Source organism: Paenibacillus sp. MMO-177 (assembly GCF_037147795.1).
GTDB lineage: Bacteria > Bacillota > Bacilli > Paenibacillales > Paenibacillaceae > Pristimantibacillus.
Map to the genome: position 1 here is coordinate 16,200 of NZ_JBBCUR010000015.1, position 18,589 is coordinate 34,788.

Below are 18,589 nucleotides of genomic sequence, written 5' to 3' on the forward strand. Positions count from 1 at the left end.
ATGCTATAATGAATCATCAGTGTTTGTCGAATCGCGACTATTAACGAGGTGACTTTTATATTATGGAATTTCAATCATCCTATTCCTCCAAGATCGGACTTGAAGATATCGTTCATGCTCAAATGCATCTTAAGGATGTTATCACCCGAACGCCATTGCAGTACAACCGCGTTCTCTCCGAGCGTTACGGCTGCAACGTATACTTGAAGCGCGAGGATCTTCAGATCGTTCGTTCGTTCAAAATCCGCGGCGCTTACCATCTCATGCGTTCCCTGCCGCCTGAGCGTCTTGCCGCGGGCGTAGTCTGCGCAAGCGCGGGCAACCATGCCCAAGGGGTAGCGTACTCCTGTCAGGCGCTTGGCGTACAAGGCAAAATCTATATGCCAAGCACGACGCCGCGTCAAAAGGTGAATCAGGTTAATTTCTTCGGCGGCGCGTTTGTCGAGGTTATCTTGACCGGCGATACGTTTGACGATGCGTATGCCGAAGCCGTAGCCGAATCCGATCGCAGCGGAATGGCTTTCATCCATCCGTTTGACGATCCAAAGATCATCGCGGGCAACGGAACCGTTGGCCAGGAGCTCATGGAAGCCGCGGAGACGGTGCCGGACTATGTGCTTGCATCCGTTGGCGGAGGCGGCCTGGTAGCAGGCATCGCTTCTTATGTGAAGACTGTGTCCCCGCAGACGAAGGTGATCGGCGTCGAGCCGGAAGGCGCACCTTCGCTTCGCGTCTCTCTGGATGCCGGAGAAGTGACGCCGCTTGAGCATATCGACAAATTCGTGGACGGTGCCGCCGTCAAACGGATTGGCGATCTAACCTTCTCGATCTGCCGCGAGCTGCTTGACGATGTGCGGACCATACCGGAAGGCAAGATCTGCACCACCCTGCTTGATCTGTACAACGAGAACGCGATTGTCGCGGAGCCTGCGGGCGCTTTGCCAATTGCCGCACTCGACATGCTGCGCGACGAAATCGCGGGCAAAACGGTAGTCTGCGTCATCAGCGGCGGCAACAACGATGTCGACCGGATGCAGGAAATCAAAGAGCGCTCGCTCATCTATGAAGGACTGAAGCATTATTTCATGCTTAGCTTTCCACAGCGAGCAGGAGCGCTCCGAGAATTTCTCGATGATGTCCTAGGCCCGAATGACGACATTACCCGCTTCGAATATACGAAGAAGCATAATAAAGACAACGGACCGGCCCTTGTCGGCATTGAGCTCAAGCAGCGCGAGGACTACGCGGCGCTTATCGGGCGGATGCAGAAGAAAGGCTTCCAGTTCGTCGAACTGAACAAAGATCCTGTCCTCTTTAATATCCTGATCTAATCATAGGCTTTATACGGCGCGCCGACAGCTTACCGCTTTTGTAGAAATTACCAAGCGTAGGCTTTCGGCGCGTCTCCGCCTGGGCCAGGGAAAATCTCGTCAATGCGCTTCAGCGTCGACTCGTCAAGCGTCAGCTCGACCGCGCGCAGCGAGCGCTCGAATTGCTCCAGCGTACGCACCCCGATAATCGGTGCGGTAACGGCAGGGTTCGCAAGCAGCCATGCCAGCGATACCAGATCCTCCGGCGCTCCCAGCTCATCGCATAACGCCCCGTACGCGTCCAGCTGCGGCTTCACTTGCGCAAAGCGCTCGTTTCTCTCGCCGCTTCTTCTTCCCGCGCCGCCGTGGCGGTGACTGCCGGAGAGCAGGCCTCCGTCAAGCGGGCTCCACGGAATAACGCCAAGACCAAGCGCCTTCGAAGCCGGAAGCACTTCCAGCTCGGGCAGACGGCAAAGCAAATTATACTTATGCTGTTCGGAGACAAGACCAAGCGCACCTCTTGCCTTCGCTTCCCCTTGCGCCACCGCGATATCCCAGCCCGCAAAGTTACTTGACCCTACGTAGCCGATTTTGCCCTGGTGAACAGCCGTTTCGAAAGCTCCCCACAGCTCGTTCCAGTTCACGTTGCGGTCGACGTGGTGCATCTGGTACAGCTCGATATGATCCGTCTGGAGACGGCGCAGCGAGCCCTCCAGATGGCGGCGAATTTTATAGGCGGAAAGACCTGCTTCACGGTTTGGACCGTCATAAGGATCATGCATGTCGCCGTATACTTTGGTAGCGAGCACTGTTTTCTCGCGGCGACCGCCGCCTTTTGCGAACCAGCGTCCCATAATTTCTTCGGTGCGGCCGGAATTCTCGCCCCAGCCGTAAATATTTGCGGTATCAAAAAAATTAATGCCTGCGTCAAGCGCCGCATCCATAATGCGGAAAGCTTCCTTCTCGTCCGTATCAACGCCAAAATTCATCGTTCCCAAGCAAAGCCGGCTTACACGAAGGCCGGACTGGCCCAAATAAGTGTACTTCATCTCCCGATTCACTCCCACTTTGTGAGTTTTCCCTGCTGCGCATGCGGCAACCAAGGAAAATCTCAGAATAAATTTTGGATACATGTCCCATTATACAAAATTAACAAGAGGGAACCAACATGATCACAATGCGTTGACATTGTTCCGCTATACTTAGCGGCAGGAGGTGGCATCAAATGGTTCGCGCTAATAACGGCTATCAGCCCAAGGTGCTGATTTTATATGCTTCGTATGGAGACGGCCACTTGCAAGCCGCCAAAGCGATTCGCGACGCGCTGGAGGAGGCGGGCAACAACCGTACCGTCATGGTCGACCTGATGGCCGAGTCTCACCCTTGGCTGAACGAGATGACAAGACGCGTGTATTTGAAAAGCTATACGCATATTCCCCATTTGTACGGCTGGGTCTACGATGTTACCCGTCCCATGAAGCATAACTCCCTGTTCGGCGGATTCCTTCACTCCTTTGGCCGCGACAAGATTAAGAAGCTGCTGCAAAAAGAACAACCCGATGCGGTGATACATACTTTTCCTTTCTTCGCGCTGCCTGCCCTTCACCGCCGCCGGCTCAGCAAGAATATTCACCCCGGAGCCTCCATTCCAACCTACACGGTTGTTACCGATTTTGATTTGCACCGCCGCTGGGTACATCCCGGCATCGGCCGTTATTTTGTCGCTACCGACGATTTGAAGCAGGAGCTGGGCTCGCTTGGCATACATCCCGGACGCGTATCCGTTACCGGCATACCGCTTGGACGCGGCTTTCGGAGCAGCCTCACTCCTTCCTTTGAGCTATTCGAAAAATATGGCCTTCACCCCGGGCAGCCCGTCATCCTTCTTATGCCTGGCGCGCAAGGCGTCATGCCGGACTGCGATGAGCTTTGCCGCCTTTTGCTTGAAAGACATCCGCACGCGCAGATTGCGCTTGTGTGCGGACGCAATAGTGTATTGAAAGCCTCTGTGGCAGACCAATTTAGATATCACCCGTCGGCGGACCGCCTTCATCTATTTGGGTTCGTGGATCAGGTTCATGAACTGATGTCTCTTGCAACCTGCCTCGTGTCCAAACCGGGCGGCGTCACGCTGGCCGAAGCGATATGGGCCGGACTGCCGCTTTTCCTCTATAGGCCGGTTCCCGGCCAAGAGAAAAAAAACGCGCGTTACCTGCAATCCAAAGGGGCCGCCATGATCAGCCATGATCCCGAGGAAATGGCAGCCCATATTATGGAGCTGATCCGAAATCCCGAGCAGCTGCAGCGCAGCAGGATGGCGGTACAGCGCCTCCAGACGGAGGATGCCGCAGCGGACAGCATTGCTCATCATATTTTGCGGGAATGCGGTTGGAATGTAAAATTTGGTCAACGCTATAGTTAAAGGTGAAATCGTAAAGGAGCCTGACCGCCGGTGAAAAATGCGGGGATGAGATTCGGAACGGAGATGCGGCTCATCTCCGTTATCTTGTTTTTGGTGGAATTTGTAAGGGGTGCGGTGCTGATCAGCCTGTTCCCCATTTATGGAACGAAGGTTCTGGGTTTATCTCTGGATGTTATCGGCATCGCGATTACGGCGCATTATTTGACCGACACGCTGCTTAAGATGGTCATCGGCTATCTGCTCGACCGGTTCTCGATCCGGTTTGTCGTGCGGACAGGCCTGCTGATCTCGCTAGCGGGCGTGTTTCTGATTCAATTCGCCAATGTAGCCTGGCTGTTTATCCTGGCGGCTGCTCTGTACGGCATCGGTATGTCGCCCATCTGGATTGTCTGTCTGACAAAGGTCTCCGACGATAAACGGGCCAGCCAAATGGGCTTTCTGTACACCGTCTGGCTTACGGGACTAGGCGCCGGTCCAATTTTGTGCAATATTCTGCTCGACTATTATGTATACGGCACGTATTTTTTGCTGCTGATTCTGTCGATTATTGCAGCTTTTCTGGCTTTTTTCATGAACAACGCAAAGGTCAGCGGACAGCAGATCGAGGCCATTCCGTTGAAACGGCAACTTGTTGCCCTAATGGAACGTATAAAAGCTATGCGAATGCTTCTGCCGGGCATGATTCTGCAGACGGCAGGCGCCAGCATGCTTGTTCCCGTGCTGCCAAACTTCGCGGAAAAAGAGCTTGGCTTTGCAGGCGCGCAATATTCCCTTCTGCTGTCTGCCGGAGGCGTATGCGCTGCAGCCGGTCTTATTCCGATGGGCCGTTTATCGGACAAGCTTGGCGGCAAGAAGTGGTTTTTAATTATTGGCTTTGCCGTTTTCGCCTTCGGGCTCTATATGTTGGCATGGCGGCTTCCGTTTTGGTATTGTTTAGTTATTGTCGTAATTCTAGGTTTGTCTTATGCAGCTATTCTGCCGGCCTGGAATGCTTTGCTTGCTGCTTACGTTCCTCCTAAGCAGGAAGGACTGGGCTGGGGAATGCTGTCGACCGTCGAAGGCCTGGGCGGCATGATCGGCCCTCTTGCCGGAGGAATTCTCGCCGCAAGCTTTGGAACTCGCACGGTTATTTGGGTAAGCGCCGTGCTGTTTGGACTCATTGCCCTGTTGTATGTGCTGATTCCGGCAACTAAGATGAACGGCAAATGAGGAAGAACGAAATATTTTCCCGGTTGGGGGTTAAGTGGGGTAGGTAACAACCATGCATGTGATGGAGAGCGTGAATAATTTGTACGTCCAAATGAAAAATCTGGACCTTGAGCATTTGCAGCGAACGCTGGAGAGCTACTCGCAGTTTGGCATTTTGCCCGGCATTTTGCTGCCGCTTCTCGAATCGTTCCTGCCTTTCCTTCCTTTGATCGTGATTGTAGCGGCTAACGCGAATATTTTCGGCCTGTGGCTGGGCTTTCTGCTCTCCTGGATCGGGGTGTCCATCGGAGCGATTTGCGTATTTCTGATCAGCCGCAAGCTGGGGAAGAATGTAAAGTCCAAAATTGAACGCCGGTTCCCCAAAACCGAAAGGTTCTTCAAATGGGTGGACCAAAAAGGCTTTACGCCGCTTTTTCTGCTGGCCTGCTTCCCGTTCTCCCCGTCGTCAATCATTAATATTGTATCGGGCTTCAGCAAAATCTCGTTGCGCACCTTTGTTCTTGCAACCGTGCTCGGCAAAGGGGTCATGATTCTAAGCATCTCGCTGATCAGCTTCAACATCGGCAGCTTCCGCGAGGAGCCGTGGCGCATCTTCGTTACCTGTGCCGTCATTATCGTCATGTGGTTCGGCGGCAAAAAAATCGAGTCCCGCTATCATGTGAATTAACCAGCAATTTGTTCCTCTTGGCCCTGACCGCTCATACATAGCCTCCTTTAGTGGCACACTTCTAAAGAATTATCTGCCGAAAGGAGGATGGCAGCATGTCAGGTGAATGGCCGTCCCATAAACAAGTCGAAGCCAGCAAAGCGCAATCAGAAGCCGACCGTACCGGCAAAGGCAAGCAAAAGGCTAGCAAGATGCAATCCGAAGCCGATGCGGCAGCGGTACCGAAGCACGGATTATAAGCTAAGGAAGGACGAGTGGGCCATGAGCGAGCAGCATAATCAAATGGATCCGATGTCAGGCGAGCATGTCGAGGTATCGGGTGTTTATAAAAACGAAATCGGCCGCGTAGAAAAGCTTGAACGCGGCGATGTATTCCCTGCCGATCCGCAGAACGGCAATACCGAATGGGAGCTTGTCGAGCTCGACTTCGATAATCACCACGAGGGCCGTACCGATCCGCGTCTCCTTGCAAAAGACGACGATGATGATCCGGAAGCTCATATGCAGCATCCGCGGCGCCACAAAGGGAGCAATAAGACGGATTCTTAGGTTGCTTTTGCAGGTTGCAGGGGCGGTGGGAGTAGCTTGTTATCGGGGGAGAGGGAATGCATCTCCTTCGACTGCGCTCCTCAGGAGACACATTCCCTCTCCCCTTTGCCTTGCGCTGCAGCTGGGCAAACAGCAAAAAAAGACCCCCTCAATTGGATGAGGGGGTCTTTTCGGTCGGCTGCACAATTCGCCGACCACAGGCCACGGGCCAGTGCCGGCGATAACGCTTAACGATGTCGCGCATCGTTAAGGTGGCAGCTAAGCTGCTTTTTTGAAGGCTTGACGATGTGGCACATCGTTAAGCTAGCTCGAAACTCCACTTTTGGCCCTCCGCGGGCCATTTTTGCAATCCTTAACGATGTCGTGCATCGTTAAGGAGGCAGCTAAGCTGCCTTTTTAAAGGCTTGGCGATGTCGCACATCGTTAAGCTAGCTCGAAACTCCACTTTTGGCCCTCCGCGGGCCATTTTTGCAATCCTTAACGATGTCGTGCATCGTTAAGGAGGCAGCTAAGCTGCCTTTTTAAAGGCTTGGCGATGTCGTACATCGTTAAGCCTAGGAATGCGTGTTACTATCTGCCACAACCTAACAATTCGACCGTTCTTATACCGGCTGTAGCACGGTTTTTCCGTCTTATTGGGCTACTTTAATCCCGCACTCGAGCGTCCGCACCTCTGTAACACGGTTTTTTCCTCTTATTCGGCTCCTCGCACCAGTTAGACCATCGGTTCACCGGCTGTAGCACGGTTTTTCCGTCTTATTGAGCTACTTTAATCCCGCACTCGAGCGTCCGCACCTCTGTAACACGGTTTTTTCCTCTTATTCGGCTCCTCGCACCAGTTAGATCATCGGTTCACCGGCTGTAGCACGGTTTTTCAGTCTTATTGAGCTACTTTAACCCCGCACTCGAGCGTCCGAACCTCTGTAACATGGTTTTTCCTCTTATTCGGTTCCTCGCACCAGTCGGACCATACGGTTCACCGGCTGTAGCACGGTTTTTCCATCTTATTGGGCTACTTTAATCCCGCACTCGAGCGTCCACACCTCTGTAACACGGTTTTTTCCTCTTATTCGGCTCCTCGCACCAGTTAGACCATCCGTTCACCGGCTGTAGCACGGTTTTTCCGTCTTATTGGGCTACTTTAACCCCGCACTCGAGCGTCCGCACCTCTGTAACATGGTTTTTTCCTGTTATTCCGCCCCTCGCACCAGTCGGATTCATCCGTTCACCGGCTGTAGCACGGTTTTTCCGTAAGTATGTATCGGGCGTGGCCAAGACAGCTAGCGAACGAGCTACTCCCGAACTGCCGCTGCGTCGGCTTTTTCGGCGCCGCGGCGCTCTTCGGGTTCGCCGTGGGGGCGCTGGGTGTGGTCGACCAGCTTCTCCAGGCGGCGCAGATGGTAGGCGTACTCGAACAACGCGGATGCGACGAAGATCAATCGCTTATGTTCGTCCGGATCCTCTCGGACGTAGTCGGTGAGCTCGGCAACGAGGCGTGCCTCCCGCTCCTCGCCCGGCTCCATGGACATGTTGGGCTTCATTTTGTTCTCGATCTTCAGCACGATCGATTCATGGTACTTCGTCAAATCCTCGATTTGACGGTCGAAGCGCGCGGCCCAGTCGCCGGCCTTCGGCGCAGAGAAGTAATGCTCCTCTACAACCTCGAGCAAATCCGATCCCTTCTGCAGCGCCCGGATCATCTGCTTGGATACGAGCAGCTGACGAGCGTGGCTAATTTTTGTGCGGGCCAGTATCTTCCGCTCTTCCTCGAACAGGTTGTAGCTGTCCTCAAGCTTGCGCAGCGTCTTGTGCAGCTTCGCTTTCTCCTTGCGGTACACCTGCTCCCTCATCTCATTCGAAATCGCGGTCCGCAGGAGCAGCGACATCTGGGAGAAAGCATGATGCACCTGCTCGGTGAACTGCCTTCTCGGGCGCGGCGGGAATACGAGTACATTAACGGTAAACGCCGCTCCCATCCCTGTCAATACCATCAGAAAGCGTTCAAGCGCCACCGTGATTTCCTGGCCATGCGCCTCCATAATCGCGACAACCGTCACCAGCGTAACGCCGATGGTTGTCTCCATTTTCAAACGGATACTAACCAAAATAACTAATATGCATACAAGTCCTACCGCAATCGGCGTTTGCCCAAACAGCTTCATAGCAGCCAGCGCCATCGCCGCCCCGAGCAGATTCGTCTGGAACTGATCCAGCACCTGCTGCCAAGAGCGGTAAATAGACGGCTGGATGGTCAGAATCGCTGCGACGGTTGTAATCAGCGGAGATGCAAAACCAAACAATCCGCTCAGGTATATGGCAAGTGCGACTGCCATGCCTGTCTTGAGCACCCGCGCTCCAATCGTCATACCAATTTCTCCTTCATGAGCGAGACTCGCCCTTCCTTGTCTTCCCTTTATTATGCCACAAACGCTAAAATAACCAAGGTTTTCCCCCTTATTAACCAAAGGATTGGAGGCTGAACCAAGGCGAAAAGGCTTTGCTGTCCATTGACAGCCAGCGCGGCTTCTTCCGTTTCACACAAAAAAGCCCGGGACGCCTTATGAAAGCATCCCGGACCCGTCCCGACTGACCGCTCGCCCGGCCCCCCAAACGGCTATATCGTTCTGGCGATCAGCTCGGACAGCTGACGGGCAATAGCTGCCGGTCCTGCCTGCAGCTGTTCCTCGGTAAATGTGCAGCGCACGAACGTCTCGTCCAGGTCAAGCGCCTCCGCAAACAAGCCGCCTAACCCCCGCGCACGGCGATCCACTTGAAGCAGCAGCTCCAGTTCCCGGTCGGACGAATAGAACATAACCTCCAGCTCATCGAGCTGACCCCGGAACTGGCCGGTCGGCACAAATTCAAACTCCTGAACGAAAGGCATTCCGCCGCCATGCCGCGGAGAATATTCGCATTCCGCCTGGCGCAGCCGAAAGCCAAGAAGATCCAGAGCATGGAACACCGTGTTAATCGCGCCGGTAGGCAGAACATCGATCCGGTCGTTGTCCCCCGGGTCCACGCCTCCGCGTACCTCCAACTCGGTCTTCACCCATACCGGCGCTCTGCCGAGCGTAAGCGGCGTTTGATAAGGCAAGCGGAAGCTAAAGGGCACTTCCTTGGTCTCGCCAGCTTCCAAGGTAAACGGCGCACTCACATGGTAACGCCCGATTTCCCCGTGCTGCCTGAATTTATTGTCGTTGCTCTCGCGAATGTATTCGGTCATGACTGAGATTTGAATGGTATCTATGTTTTGCGGAGCATTTCCCCCTCGAATATTGACTACGCCCCGGACTTCTTCGCCAGGCACGTATTGCGACTTTTCAAGAAGCGTATCGATTTTGGCTGAACCAATGCCAATACTGGCCAATAAACGATTAAACATGTCATCCATCCCTTCGCTCTTATCATCGAATTAAATGATTGCCTAAGCCTATTACGGCTCATTGGCGGAGGAAGTTGCATTTTTCTAGGCGCCAATATGGCCCTTCAAAGACCATGGCACTTTCTATCGGAAGGAAGATCGACTAATATAGTAGAGTAGATCCATGTAGGAGGAATTGAAGATGAAAAAAATCATTCAGGAGTTCAAGGAATTCGCCATTAAAGGGAATGTAATCGACCTTGCAGTCGGTGTTATTATCGGCGGTGCCTTCGGCAAAATCGTTACCTCTCTCGTCAACGATATTATTATGCCTCCCATCGGGCGCATGCTCGGCGGCGCGGATTTCAAGGACTTATTCATTAACTTGGGCTCGGACAAGCCGCTGCCGGCAGGCGTTTCGATGCACGACATCCATAGCCTTGCCGATGCGACCAAATACGGGGTAGCCGTTATCGCGTACGGCCAATTTATTAACGTATTGCTCGACTTCTTCATCGTTGCCGTATGTATTTTCCTGCTGGTGAAAGGGATCAACATTCTGCGCCGCATTAAACCGGAGGAAGCCGCCGCACCGGCGGAGCCGACGGAAAAAGAATGTCCGTACTGCTTGTCCCAAATTCCGGTTAAGGCTACGCGCTGCAAGCATTGTACCTCCGTGCTTGAAGAAGGAACGGCAGCCAGCGGCTAGAAGAAACCGGATAAAAAGGTGGAGGTTCCGATGGCAGAAGAACGCTTCGATATTTACGACGAACAGCTTAACCCGCTTGGCACCGCAAGCCGCACCGAGACCCATGCGCTGGGCTATTGGCACAGATCCTTCCATTGCTGGCTGACGCGCCGCGAGGAGAACCGTCGCTTCGTGCGGTTCCAGCTGCGCCAAGCCGGGAAGGATACCTATCCCGGCTGTTACGATATTACCGCGGCTGGCCACCTCTCGGCCGGCGAGACCGTGAAGGATGCGGTCCGCGAGATCGAAGAGGAGCTTGGCGTTGCTGCCCGCTTCGAAGAGCTGATTCCTCTTGGCGAGGCACGCAAGGAAATGTTCGGAGAAGTAAACGGCGTGCCTTTTATCGATCGCGAAGTCAGCGACGTTTTCGCGCTTGTATGCCCATTTCCGTTAGGCGATTTAAAGCTGCAAGCTGAAGAAGTGGCGGCTGTATTCGAGGCCGACGTCGAGTTGATGATCCGGCTGTTCGACGGGGAACTGCAGGAGCTGGTTTGCGAGGGCGTTGCGTCGACGGCCGATGGTGGCCTATCCAAGGCGACGCGAGCCGTCCGAGCTGCTGAATTCGTACCTCGGGAGCCGAGCTACTACGCGTCGATAATGAGGGCTTTGCGCGATTGTACGTAATCGACACTCCGCTCGGAAGCTGCGGCTTGCCGCCGCTGTCCGACCGGGCTCCCCAGGCCGCTTCCCAGTTCCGGTACCATTGATCGACCATGCCGTGAATGTTGTAGAACTCGGTCTGCCTTGTGCAGAGGTCAAAGTTATCGATCTCCGGGTTGTTATACAAACGTGCAGCGGTGGCATGGATACAACCGTGAACACCGGTGTACTCTATAAACCGGCCAAACTCATCAAGCGAATGAAACGATTGCGGATTGTAAAGAATCCGGTATAAAGCCTGCTGATTCATGCATGGCGACTGTAATATTCCAGCCGGCATTTCCGACCAGCCGGCAATGACCCTTTTGTCGTAGCCCATACGGTCGAACCAGTTATACACCTTATTGATAAAATATCGGTGAAACCGTAAAAACTCCTCACCGAACCCCGGTGGCGGCATTGTTCCCGGCGTCACATGATGCTGGTGATGCCAGATCGTATGCTCCTCCATCCATTCCAACGGGAAGTTAGGGATAATCGGCATTGTCATTCGCCTCCTGTATCGAGCGATATCTTACATATCGTATGCGTAGGCGAATAAATAAGTGTACATTCTTATAAAACCAGCAACGGCGCTGGTTCCGGGTTATCGGAGCTTCGCGCTTTATTTATTGTCCATGTGCGAAAGGCCCTTTCATGAGGCTCCATCGATTCATAAAATAAAGTACGATGATAAAGCGTGGAACGAAGGAAGTGGCGGTATGTCGTGGGAGAATATTTCGAATCTCATCGATCCCCGGTTAATGATTGTTGTGGCAGCCTGCTGGGTAATCGGCTATATGCTGAAACAAACGCCGATTGTGCCGGATTGGACCATTGTGTATGCGGTTACGGCGGTAGCCGTCCTCTGCGCCTGTCTCATCTTAGGCTTTCATGTGGAAAGCGTACTGCAGGGTGTTTTATGCGGAGCCTTTTCCGTGTACGGGAGCCAGCTGGTGAAGCAGACGTTTATAAAAAGAGGAAAATGAGAAAAAGGCACAGCTGTCCGAAGAGGACGGCTGTGCCTTTTGTATGTTAGTGCTGAATAACGCCGCAGGCAATGCGGCTGCCGGAATTGCCAGATGGATCCGTCTTGTAGTCATCCGCTTTTTCATGAATAACAAGCGCTGTACCGGCGGCTGGAAGCAGCGAGTTTGGCGCTTCCGTGTCGAGCGTTACATTTTTCGAAATAATCTCCGCCTTTACCGTGCCGTCATTGCCGACCGTAATATTCGGCAGATCGCCGTCATGGAAGCCTTGCGGATTATCGAAGCCATGCTGTTTGTTCTTCGGATTCAGGTGCGAGCCGGCTGATTCGAAGGACGGAGCCTCGCATTTGCCGACATTATGGAAGTGAATGCCGTGAACGCCCGGCGGAAGGCCTTTGGCCTCCAGCTTCAGATGCACGCCGTCTTTTTCCTCCGTCAATACGACAGTCCCAATCTGATTGCCTTTCGTATCGATAAAAGCGGCCTTTGCTTCCATCACATGACTGCGCGTGTGGTGGCCATTTCCTTGGCTTGCCATTGCTGCACTGGAAAACCCGCAGCTTGCGACGAGGAAGCCAAGCGAGCACAGCATCATTGATTTGTTCATGTTATCCTCCTTGGAGCGTAATTTCCAAGTTAGCTTTTACCAGGTTAAGGATAAATATTCATTCGTTTCCTAAATATTTTGCTCTATAAATCTATATGGCAATTAAATATGCGTTTCGACTCAGTCAGCCGTCCATACCTCTCTTTCAAATCTGAATAGTATAAAAGCAGATTCTCATATTTTGTATGAGAGTCATTGAAGGGAGGATAATTATATGAGTTGTGGTTGTGGTGGTTTTAATGGAGGGATTAATAGAGGATTTGATGGAGCTCCAAGCATACTCTTCCGTCTCTCTCCAGGGGTGCAAGTAGACGTTGTGTTTGACCACACTGGTCCGCGAGGGCTCCAAGCCACATTCCTTGGATTTGAAAGAAATTCCGCACTGTTCTTGGTCGACGGTGAAGTCTTGTTCATTAATCCTCGCAGCATCCAAGCCATCTCTTTGCATGCACCTCGTACTCACAGAGAAGAACTTAAATTTATGCAATTGCCTAAATAGAGGCTGCGGAATACAATCCGTAACCTTTTAATCTCACAAAATCCATGAATTCCTTAGTAGATTAGCCTTGTCGTTTGCTAACAAACTCTCATATTTTGTATGAGAATCATTGAAGGGAGGAAAAACACATGAGTTGCGGTTCTGGTTTTACTGGAGGGTTTGGTGGAGCACCAAGCATTCTCTTCCGTCTCTCTCCAGGTGTACGCGTAGACGTTGTATTCGACCACACTGGTCCACGTGGGATCAATGCTACATTCCTTGGATTTGAAGGGAATTCTGCGCTGTTCCTGGTCAATAATGAAGTCTTGTATATTAATCCTCGCAGCATTCAAGCCATCTCGTTGCATGGCTAAAGAAAAAAATAAGTACCTTTCTGCGATTGCCTAAATAGAGGCTGCGGATCATTGAAGGAGGATAAAAATATGAGTTGCGGTTTTGGTGTTGGTGCTAATGGAGGTTTTGGCGGAGCTCCAAGCATTCTGTTCCGTCTCTCCCCGGGGGTACGTGTAGACGTTGTATTTGACCACACAGGTCCACGTGGGATCAATGCTACATTCCTTGGATTCGAAGGGAATTCTGTACTGTTCTTGGTCGATAATGAAGTCTTGTTCATTAATCCTCGCAGCATTCAAGCAATCTCGTTGCATGCAAATCGAAATTGTTAAGTTAAATCCTTTCTATGGGTGCCTATTTAAAGGGTACGGAATATTCCGTACCCTTTTTATTGAGAATTTACGAAAGGAGAGTGCAACGAAATGAGTAAAGAAGATGATTTCGCAGACTTCCGAGACCAGATGAAGAAATTGAAGAATGAGAAAAAGAACAAAAGCCACAGGGACCAAGATGATGTAAACGATGTGATAGAGCGCGTGAAGTCTGAAATGATGCCCATTATTACAGCATTCGTTGATTCTGATCGTACTTTGGAGATGCAATCGAATACATCCAGAGCTATTTATATCTCGTATGCAAACTCAAGGATATTTGGTCTATGGGTGTCGGCAACCAGTATGGACAGTATCAACATCGATGCTGTGTATGATTCGGTTTCGACCCGTATATACTCAGGAGGTTTCACCAAAAGAGAGATTAAAGCCAAGGTTAAAAATGTACTGTTAGATTGGTATTGCATCATTATCTAATGGAAGACGTTTCAGATGAGAGGATAGGATGGATTTCATAGTTTCAATCTCCCTCTAAATCGCATAGATAGCGAAAATCCTCTTTACATGCAGTGAAAGGGGATTTTTCTTTGTAAAATGAAAATTTTGATCAATGGGCATAAAAAAACCTCCTACGTTATGACGTAGAAGGCTTCATTTAGGTCTTACGTTCATCCGCTTTTTCATTCGGAAAACGCAGCCCTTTCGTATGTCCATCCGTAACATTCAACGTCGACAAGACGTTGATTTAACGGGCTTTTTCGTAAAATGGTGCTGATGAAGGGAATTGAACCCCCGGCCTACGCATTACGAGTGCGTTGCTCTACCCCTGAGCTACATCAGCGAGACAATATTTAGGATACGGATTTTCAACGTAAAAGTCAACTATTTCCCGCTTTCCCCGACAACAGCTGCAGCCCTTTTTAAAATGGGATTCGACATTTTAACGTTTTATTCGTTATTTCCCGAGGAATAATGTCTAACGATTCCTTCCAGCACTTTCCTGGCTTCCGATGCCGTATCCCATCTGCTCTCCAGCAGCCCTTTGATAAAGCTCTTAACCTCGAGATCAATCGCAAGCTCCTCCTCCCAGCTTTGCTCCTCCTGTCCTTCCTCCGGCGTATAGCCCGCATACATCAGGAATAAGAAGAAATGACCTAACCCATACAAGTCGCTCGCCTGCTCCGGCTGGCGCATGCGGTACTTTACCGGTCCCCAGCTGTCGGCAAATCCGCTAGGCCTTTCTTCCGGTCCATCCGCATCCTTTTCTCCAACCCGGCAGGCCAGTCCCAGATCGATTACATGAACCTCATCTTCGCTCAGTATCACATTCGGAATCCGTATATCGCGATGCACATAACCCGCCTGATGCAGGTGCTCCAGCGGAGAGAACAGCATCAACAACATACGTAGCGCCTCCAGCTGCGTATAGGTCCTTCCCTGCAGCAAAATCGCCTGCTCAACGTTTATGCCTTCTATATATTCCATCACAAGTGCGCCTTCACGGCGGTGAACAGTCCAGTCCAGCCACTTGGGCAGCTGCGGATGGCTGAGCTGCCGAAGGATATCGTTTTCGCGTTTCAGCAGTCTCCGGCCGGTATCCCGCTTGCTTGGCTTTGCGCGCTTCAGAAGAACGGTTGATCCGCTTCGCAGATCCGTACAGCGATAGGCTTGGCCGTAACTGCCCATCCCCAGAAACTCCTCGATACGGTAGGTTCCCGCCCATACGATTCCCTGCCGCAGCGGGTAGTCCACCCAATTATGGATCCATTGCTTCCACCAGATAGGAATCCCTCCTTGCCCTACGCATACGGGATAGAAACAAGTTTGGTTTCCTCGTACAGAGCGGAGTAGGCGTTTTCCATGAAACCAGCGTTAAGCGGCTTGCGTAATATTTCGTAAGTCTAAGGTGTTTCAATTCCTTAACAAAGACTTAATTATAGGTAAGCCCATGCTTACGAAGCAAGAATCATCACAAACAGCCTTTCAGGGCTGTTTGGGTGATCATTCTTTAAGCCCATGCTTTCGAAGCAAGAATCATCACGAACAGCCTTTCCCGGCTGTTTGGGTGATAATTCTTTTTAGGAGGTCAATTCATGATCAGACACATGTTACAAAGACTCCTCGGCTCGGTTACCGGCAAACACTATAACAAACATGGACACCACGGCCATTACGGTCATTACAGTCACAGCAGCAGCGATTACAAAAAAGGAAACTATTATCCGCCGCAGCAACCCCCATACGGTCATAGCCATTATAAGAAAAAATACGGCAGCTACAGCAGCTAAGGAAATTGTTAGGAGAATGTTAGCAAACTAAACAATAACCTTATGACCTTTTTATAAGCGGCTAAAACGTTTCTAGTAAACTGGAAAAAAACGAGTGGAGGTGCGAATGGTATGATGAAAATCATTACCTTCAAAGACCGTTCGGTTCCCGTTTATTACGTTAACGAGCAGGCGGCTTCCGTTGAACAACTTCATCATAAATTGCTTGAGATGGAATACAACTTCGATTTCCGCAAAAAGTGGAAACGCATTTCGAAGGTCGAGGTTGTCCGCGATGTTGCCATTTTCCAATATAACGACGGGACGAAACTGTATCTTGAAGTAAGCTAACGGATAACAACTAGACCAAATGACCCGCAAAATACGAAAGCCCTGAAAGATCCGCCAAGCGCGAATCCTTCAGGGCTTTTAGATTTTACCTTGTTTACTATTTACGCCGTTTGCGGCGACTTTCGGATGATCGACATGTCGAGCAAATCCGGCTGCATCGGAGATCCCAGAAGGAAGCCCTGCACAAAGTCGCAGCTCCATTCCTTCAGCAATTTATATTGCTCCTCGTATTCGACGCCGCCCGCAATAACCTCAATCTCCAGCTTGTGCAGCAGCCCGATCATCGCTTCAACGATATGACGCTCTACGCTCTGCACATCGATCTGGCGGATGAACGATTTACTGATCTTTACGCTGTTGACCGGCAGCTGCTTGAGGTTCGCAAGCGAGGCATAACCTTCTCCGAAGTTATCCAGCGTAATTCTGACGCCTAATGCGCGCAGCTGACTCAGTACGGCTAATGTTTTGTCGGTGAAATGAAGAATAACGTCCTCCTTTACCTCAAGCTCCAGACAAGAAGGCTCGATTCCCGCCTCCCCCAGCACATGGGCAACCATGCTGCAGAAGCTGTTATCCATCAGTTGTACATGCGATATATTAACCGCAATAACAAGCTCCTTCAGGCCATATTCCTGCATGCCCGCCAGCATCCCGCAGGCCTCGCGCAGCGCCCATTCGCCGATAGGTACGATTAAGCCGTTCTGCTCGGCTATCGGGATAAATTCCGCCGGCCAGATCGCCCCAAGCTCCGGCTGGTTCCATCTCAGAAGCGCTTCAAAGCCGCGGAGACGCCCGTTATCCGTGCGAAAGATCGGCTGATAGCTCAGATGGAACTGACGCAAATAAAGGGCCGGACGCAGCAACGCTCCAACCTCCAGCCAGCGGTTCATTTGGGCCGTCTCTTCCTCGTTGTAAAACGTAATCCGGTTGCCGCCCTGCTCCCGCGATTTGAAGAGAGCCGTCTCGGCATGCCCGAGCAGTCTCTCGCTTGTCCGTCCGTTCTGCGGGAACAGGCAGGTGCCGATGCTTGCCGTCAAATTCAATTCCGCTCCCTCATAGGAAACCGGGTATTGCGCTGCATATTTCATCTCTTCCACCGCATTGGCACATTCCGCCTGCGAGTATCCGATTTCTCTAGCCATTAAAAAAGTATCGCCGCTGATTAAGGTAACAAAGGCCGTATCCGCCCCTTGACTTAATCGTCCTCCGATACTTTCAAGTACCTGGTTGCATGCCTCTAAGCCCTTGGCCTCATTCACACCATAGAAACGATCGATCTGAATCAACGCCACAACGAGCCGCTGTCCCGATGCCCGCGCGCGGCTCAAAGCCACCTCCAGCTGAGCATAAGCCTCCTGCCGTTCAGGTAAACTGGCTAACCCATGCACGATTGCTACACCATCCTTTTGTCATTACTGTTAATCCTATAGTCCCATATAAGTATTAGAAAAATTGCGGATTGTTCTTTAGAAGTATGTTAGGCATTTGCCAGCTGTAGGACAAGGGGGTATAAAAAAGATCACCCTGCAGCGGAGGTGATCTTTGGGTCGCTTACCTTAATCATGTTCCTGACTGTGGTCGGTCGTATATTTGTAACCAAAGCCCCATACCGTACGAATTAAACGGGGCTCTTTCGGGTTTTGCTCGATTTTTTTGCGCAGATTAACGATATGTACATCAATGGCCCTATCCGTTACAAAAGAATCAAATCCTCTAATCGTATTGATCAGTTCTTCCCTGCTGAATACCTTGCCCGGGTGGGATAAGAACAGTTTCATCATCTCGAATTCAGAAAAGGTCGTCTCAATCAGCTTGCCTCTGACAAGGAGCATTCTGCGCTCGGAGTCCAGCTGAATCGGCGCGAGATCGGCTTCTTCCGCTTCCGCGGCACTTGCCGCCTCCGCTTCGGAAGCGCTGAATTGGGAACGACGAATTAGGGCCTCCACCCTCGCCGTCATTTCATGCATGCTGAATGGCTTGCACATATAATCATCGGCCCCGGCCTTTAAGGCCTGGACGCGTTCGGAAACTTCGCTTTTCATCGACAAAATCATAATAGGAACATGCGATCGTTCGCGAATAGAGGCGCAAACCCCCATACCATCCATATCAGGCAGCATCAGGTCAAGCAAGACGACATCAGGCTCAAACTCCTGAACGACCCGCAGGCCATCTTCGCCCGTTCCTGCCTGTCTTACCGAATACCCTTCTTCCGACAAGTACATCGACAGCATATCCCTCATCATGACGTCATCTTCAACTACTAAAACTTTATACACCGGCGCCACCCCTTAGGGAAAGAAGAT

Annotated in this window: 21 protein-coding genes and 1 tRNA gene; 14 read left to right on the forward strand and 8 right to left on the reverse strand. The window is 51.5% G+C overall.

Annotated elements, in window-relative coordinates:
- Positions 1 to 62 precede the first annotated feature (62 nt).
- Positions 63 to 1,331 carry a threonine ammonia-lyase IlvA gene (ilvA, locus tag WFK81_RS28220; RefSeq protein ID WP_336790509.1) on the forward strand — a complete coding sequence of 423 codons (1,269 nt, stop codon included), beginning with the start codon at positions 63 to 65 and terminating at the stop codon, positions 1,329 to 1,331.
- Between the two features lie 47 nt (positions 1,332 to 1,378).
- Here the strand turns inward: ilvA and WFK81_RS28225 are convergent, their stop codons facing one another.
- Positions 1,379 to 2,359, reverse strand: a complete 981-nt coding sequence (locus WFK81_RS28225; RefSeq protein WP_336776909.1) for an aldo/keto reductase — start codon at positions 2,357 to 2,359, stop codon at positions 1,379 to 1,381.
- Positions 2,360 to 2,535: 176 nt separating this feature from the next.
- On the opposite strand from WFK81_RS28225, the gene WFK81_RS28230 reads away from it, so the two are divergent.
- The 5 genes from WFK81_RS28230 to WFK81_RS28250 all read left to right on the forward strand — a co-directional run bounded on the left by WFK81_RS28230 (position 2,536) and on the right by WFK81_RS28250 (position 6,157).
- A complete protein-coding gene (locus WFK81_RS28230; protein ID WP_336790511.1) occupies positions 2,536 to 3,732 on the forward strand; it encodes a diglucosyl diacylglycerol synthase in 1,197 nt (398 codons plus the stop codon).
- A 30-nt stretch (positions 3,733 to 3,762) separates the two neighbouring features.
- Positions 3,763 to 4,941, forward strand: coding sequence for an MFS transporter (locus WFK81_RS28235; protein WP_336790513.1), 1,179 nt, complete (start codon positions 3,763 to 3,765; stop codon positions 4,939 to 4,941).
- Positions 4,942 to 5,032: 91 nt separating this feature from the next.
- Positions 5,033 to 5,608: a TVP38/TMEM64 family protein gene (locus WFK81_RS28240; RefSeq protein ID WP_336790515.1), complete on the forward strand. Its 576-nt coding sequence runs from the start codon at positions 5,033 to 5,035 to the stop codon at positions 5,606 to 5,608.
- Between the two features lie 95 nt (positions 5,609 to 5,703).
- A complete protein-coding gene (locus tag WFK81_RS28245) occupies positions 5,704 to 5,847 on the forward strand; it encodes a hypothetical protein (RefSeq protein ID WP_251656604.1) in 144 nt (47 codons plus the stop codon).
- 22 nt (positions 5,848 to 5,869) lie between these two features.
- Entirely contained in the window at positions 5,870 to 6,157 is a 288-nt protein-coding gene (locus tag WFK81_RS28250; RefSeq protein WP_336790518.1) for a transposase, read from the forward strand.
- Positions 6,158 to 7,449: 1,292 nt separating this feature from the next.
- On the opposite strand, the gene WFK81_RS28255 is transcribed toward WFK81_RS28250, so the two are convergent.
- Positions 7,450 to 8,523 (reverse strand): FUSC family protein, encoded by a 1,074-nt coding sequence (locus WFK81_RS28255; protein ID WP_336790520.1) that lies wholly within the window; start codon positions 8,521 to 8,523, stop codon positions 7,450 to 7,452.
- A 248-nt stretch (positions 8,524 to 8,771) separates the two neighbouring features.
- Positions 8,772 to 9,548, reverse strand: coding sequence for a sporulation protein (locus WFK81_RS28260; RefSeq protein ID WP_442956105.1), 777 nt, complete (start codon positions 9,546 to 9,548; stop codon positions 8,772 to 8,774).
- Between the two features lie 172 nt (positions 9,549 to 9,720).
- On the opposite strand from WFK81_RS28260, the gene mscL reads away from it, so the two are divergent.
- The 3 genes from mscL (at position 9,721) to WFK81_RS28275 (ending at position 11,894) form a co-directional block, all read left to right on the forward strand.
- Positions 9,721 to 10,227, forward strand: a complete 507-nt coding sequence (gene mscL, locus WFK81_RS28265) for a large conductance mechanosensitive channel protein MscL (RefSeq protein ID WP_336790524.1) — start codon at positions 9,721 to 9,723, stop codon at positions 10,225 to 10,227.
- A gap of 30 nt (positions 10,228 to 10,257) precedes the next feature.
- Positions 10,258 to 10,890 (forward strand): NUDIX hydrolase, encoded by a 633-nt coding sequence (locus WFK81_RS28270; RefSeq protein ID WP_336790525.1) that lies wholly within the window; start codon positions 10,258 to 10,260, stop codon positions 10,888 to 10,890.
- 737 nt (positions 10,891 to 11,627) lie between these two features.
- Complete coding sequence (locus WFK81_RS28275; RefSeq protein WP_336790642.1) at positions 11,628 to 11,894, forward strand: phage holin family protein; 267 nt, start codon at positions 11,628 to 11,630, stop codon at positions 11,892 to 11,894.
- Between the two features lie 46 nt (positions 11,895 to 11,940).
- On the opposite strand, the gene WFK81_RS28280 is transcribed toward WFK81_RS28275, so the two are convergent.
- Positions 11,941 to 12,501 (reverse strand): superoxide dismutase family protein, encoded by a 561-nt coding sequence (locus WFK81_RS28280; RefSeq protein WP_336790526.1) that lies wholly within the window; start codon positions 12,499 to 12,501, stop codon positions 11,941 to 11,943.
- 627 nt (positions 12,502 to 13,128) lie between these two features.
- Between WFK81_RS28280 and WFK81_RS28285 the strand changes: the two genes are divergently transcribed.
- From WFK81_RS28285 to WFK81_RS28295, 3 genes are all read left to right on the forward strand, one after another.
- Positions 13,129 to 13,353 (forward strand): hypothetical protein, encoded by a 225-nt coding sequence (locus WFK81_RS28285; RefSeq protein ID WP_336790527.1) that lies wholly within the window; start codon positions 13,129 to 13,131, stop codon positions 13,351 to 13,353.
- A gap of 69 nt (positions 13,354 to 13,422) precedes the next feature.
- A complete protein-coding gene (locus tag WFK81_RS28290) occupies positions 13,423 to 13,665 on the forward strand; it encodes a hypothetical protein (RefSeq protein ID WP_336790529.1) in 243 nt (80 codons plus the stop codon).
- A 90-nt stretch (positions 13,666 to 13,755) separates the two neighbouring features.
- A complete protein-coding gene (locus WFK81_RS28295) occupies positions 13,756 to 14,142 on the forward strand; it encodes a hypothetical protein (RefSeq protein ID WP_336790531.1) in 387 nt (128 codons plus the stop codon).
- Between the two features lie 289 nt (positions 14,143 to 14,431).
- Here WFK81_RS28295 and WFK81_RS28300 read toward each other — a convergent pair.
- Together WFK81_RS28300 and WFK81_RS28305 are read right to left on the reverse strand one after the other, a co-directional pair.
- A tRNA-Thr gene (locus WFK81_RS28300) sits at positions 14,432 to 14,506 on the reverse strand.
- A gap of 107 nt (positions 14,507 to 14,613) precedes the next feature.
- Positions 14,614 to 15,417 (reverse strand): serine/threonine protein kinase, encoded by an 804-nt coding sequence (locus tag WFK81_RS28305; RefSeq protein ID WP_336790533.1) that lies wholly within the window; start codon positions 15,415 to 15,417, stop codon positions 14,614 to 14,616.
- 341 nt (positions 15,418 to 15,758) lie between these two features.
- On the opposite strand from WFK81_RS28305, the gene WFK81_RS28310 reads away from it, so the two are divergent.
- Both WFK81_RS28310 and WFK81_RS28315 read left to right on the forward strand, forming a co-directional pair.
- Complete coding sequence (locus WFK81_RS28310) at positions 15,759 to 15,953, forward strand: hypothetical protein (protein ID WP_336790535.1); 195 nt, start codon at positions 15,759 to 15,761, stop codon at positions 15,951 to 15,953.
- Between the two features lie 111 nt (positions 15,954 to 16,064).
- The gene (locus WFK81_RS28315) at positions 16,065 to 16,283 is read left to right on the forward strand and encodes a hypothetical protein (RefSeq protein WP_132311235.1); all 219 of its coding nucleotides are present in this window, start codon (positions 16,065 to 16,067) and stop codon (positions 16,281 to 16,283) included.
- Between the two features lie 101 nt (positions 16,284 to 16,384).
- Here the strand turns inward: WFK81_RS28315 and WFK81_RS28320 are convergent, their stop codons facing one another.
- Positions 16,385 to 17,671 carry a putative bifunctional diguanylate cyclase/phosphodiesterase gene (locus tag WFK81_RS28320; RefSeq protein WP_336790538.1) on the reverse strand — a complete coding sequence of 429 codons (1,287 nt, stop codon included), beginning with the start codon at positions 17,669 to 17,671 and terminating at the stop codon, positions 16,385 to 16,387.
- Positions 17,672 to 17,839: 168 nt separating this feature from the next.
- Positions 17,840 to 18,562: a response regulator transcription factor gene (locus WFK81_RS28325; RefSeq protein WP_336790540.1), complete on the reverse strand. Its 723-nt coding sequence runs from the start codon at positions 18,560 to 18,562 to the stop codon at positions 17,840 to 17,842.
- Positions 18,563 to 18,589: the final 27 nt, after the last annotated feature.

Bases quoted from the DNA above. Each gene is read 5' to 3' on its own strand.
- WFK81_RS28240 (WP_336790515.1), top strand. From the start codon at position 5,033: ATGAAAAATCTGGACCTTGAGCATTTGCAGCGAACGCTGGAGAGCTAC.
- WFK81_RS28295 (WP_336790531.1), top strand. From the start codon at position 13,756: ATGAGTAAAGAAGATGATTTCGCAGACTTCCGAGACCAGATGAAGAAA.
- WFK81_RS28315 (WP_132311235.1), top strand. From the start codon at position 16,065: ATGATGAAAATCATTACCTTCAAAGACCGTTCGGTTCCCGTTTATTAC.
- WFK81_RS28290 (WP_336790529.1), top strand. From the start codon at position 13,423: ATGAGTTGCGGTTTTGGTGTTGGTGCTAATGGAGGTTTTGGCGGAGCT.
- WFK81_RS28230 (WP_336790511.1), top strand. From the start codon at position 2,536: ATGGTTCGCGCTAATAACGGCTATCAGCCCAAGGTGCTGATTTTATAT.
- mscL (WP_336790524.1), top strand. From the start codon at position 9,721: ATGAAAAAAATCATTCAGGAGTTCAAGGAATTCGCCATTAAAGGGAAT.
- WFK81_RS28270 (WP_336790525.1), top strand. From the start codon at position 10,258: ATGGCAGAAGAACGCTTCGATATTTACGACGAACAGCTTAACCCGCTT.
- WFK81_RS28255 (WP_336790520.1), bottom strand. From the start codon at position 8,523: ATGACGATTGGAGCGCGGGTGCTCAAGACAGGCATGGCAGTCGCACTT.
- WFK81_RS28250 (WP_336790518.1), top strand. From the start codon at position 5,870: ATGAGCGAGCAGCATAATCAAATGGATCCGATGTCAGGCGAGCATGTC.
- WFK81_RS28245 (WP_251656604.1), top strand. From the start codon at position 5,704: ATGTCAGGTGAATGGCCGTCCCATAAACAAGTCGAAGCCAGCAAAGCG.
- WFK81_RS28280 (WP_336790526.1), bottom strand. From the start codon at position 12,501: ATGAACAAATCAATGATGCTGTGCTCGCTTGGCTTCCTCGTCGCAAGC.
- ilvA (WP_336790509.1), top strand. From the start codon at position 63: ATGGAATTTCAATCATCCTATTCCTCCAAGATCGGACTTGAAGATATC.
- WFK81_RS28275 (WP_336790642.1), top strand. From the start codon at position 11,628: ATGTCGTGGGAGAATATTTCGAATCTCATCGATCCCCGGTTAATGATT.
- WFK81_RS28310 (WP_336790535.1), top strand. From the start codon at position 15,759: ATGATCAGACACATGTTACAAAGACTCCTCGGCTCGGTTACCGGCAAA.
- WFK81_RS28285 (WP_336790527.1), top strand. From the start codon at position 13,129: ATGAGTTGCGGTTCTGGTTTTACTGGAGGGTTTGGTGGAGCACCAAGC.
- WFK81_RS28225 (WP_336776909.1), bottom strand. From the start codon at position 2,359: ATGAAGTACACTTATTTGGGCCAGTCCGGCCTTCGTGTAAGCCGGCTT.
- WFK81_RS28260 (WP_442956105.1), bottom strand. From the start codon at position 9,548: ATGGATGACATGTTTAATCGTTTATTGGCCAGTATTGGCATTGGTTCA.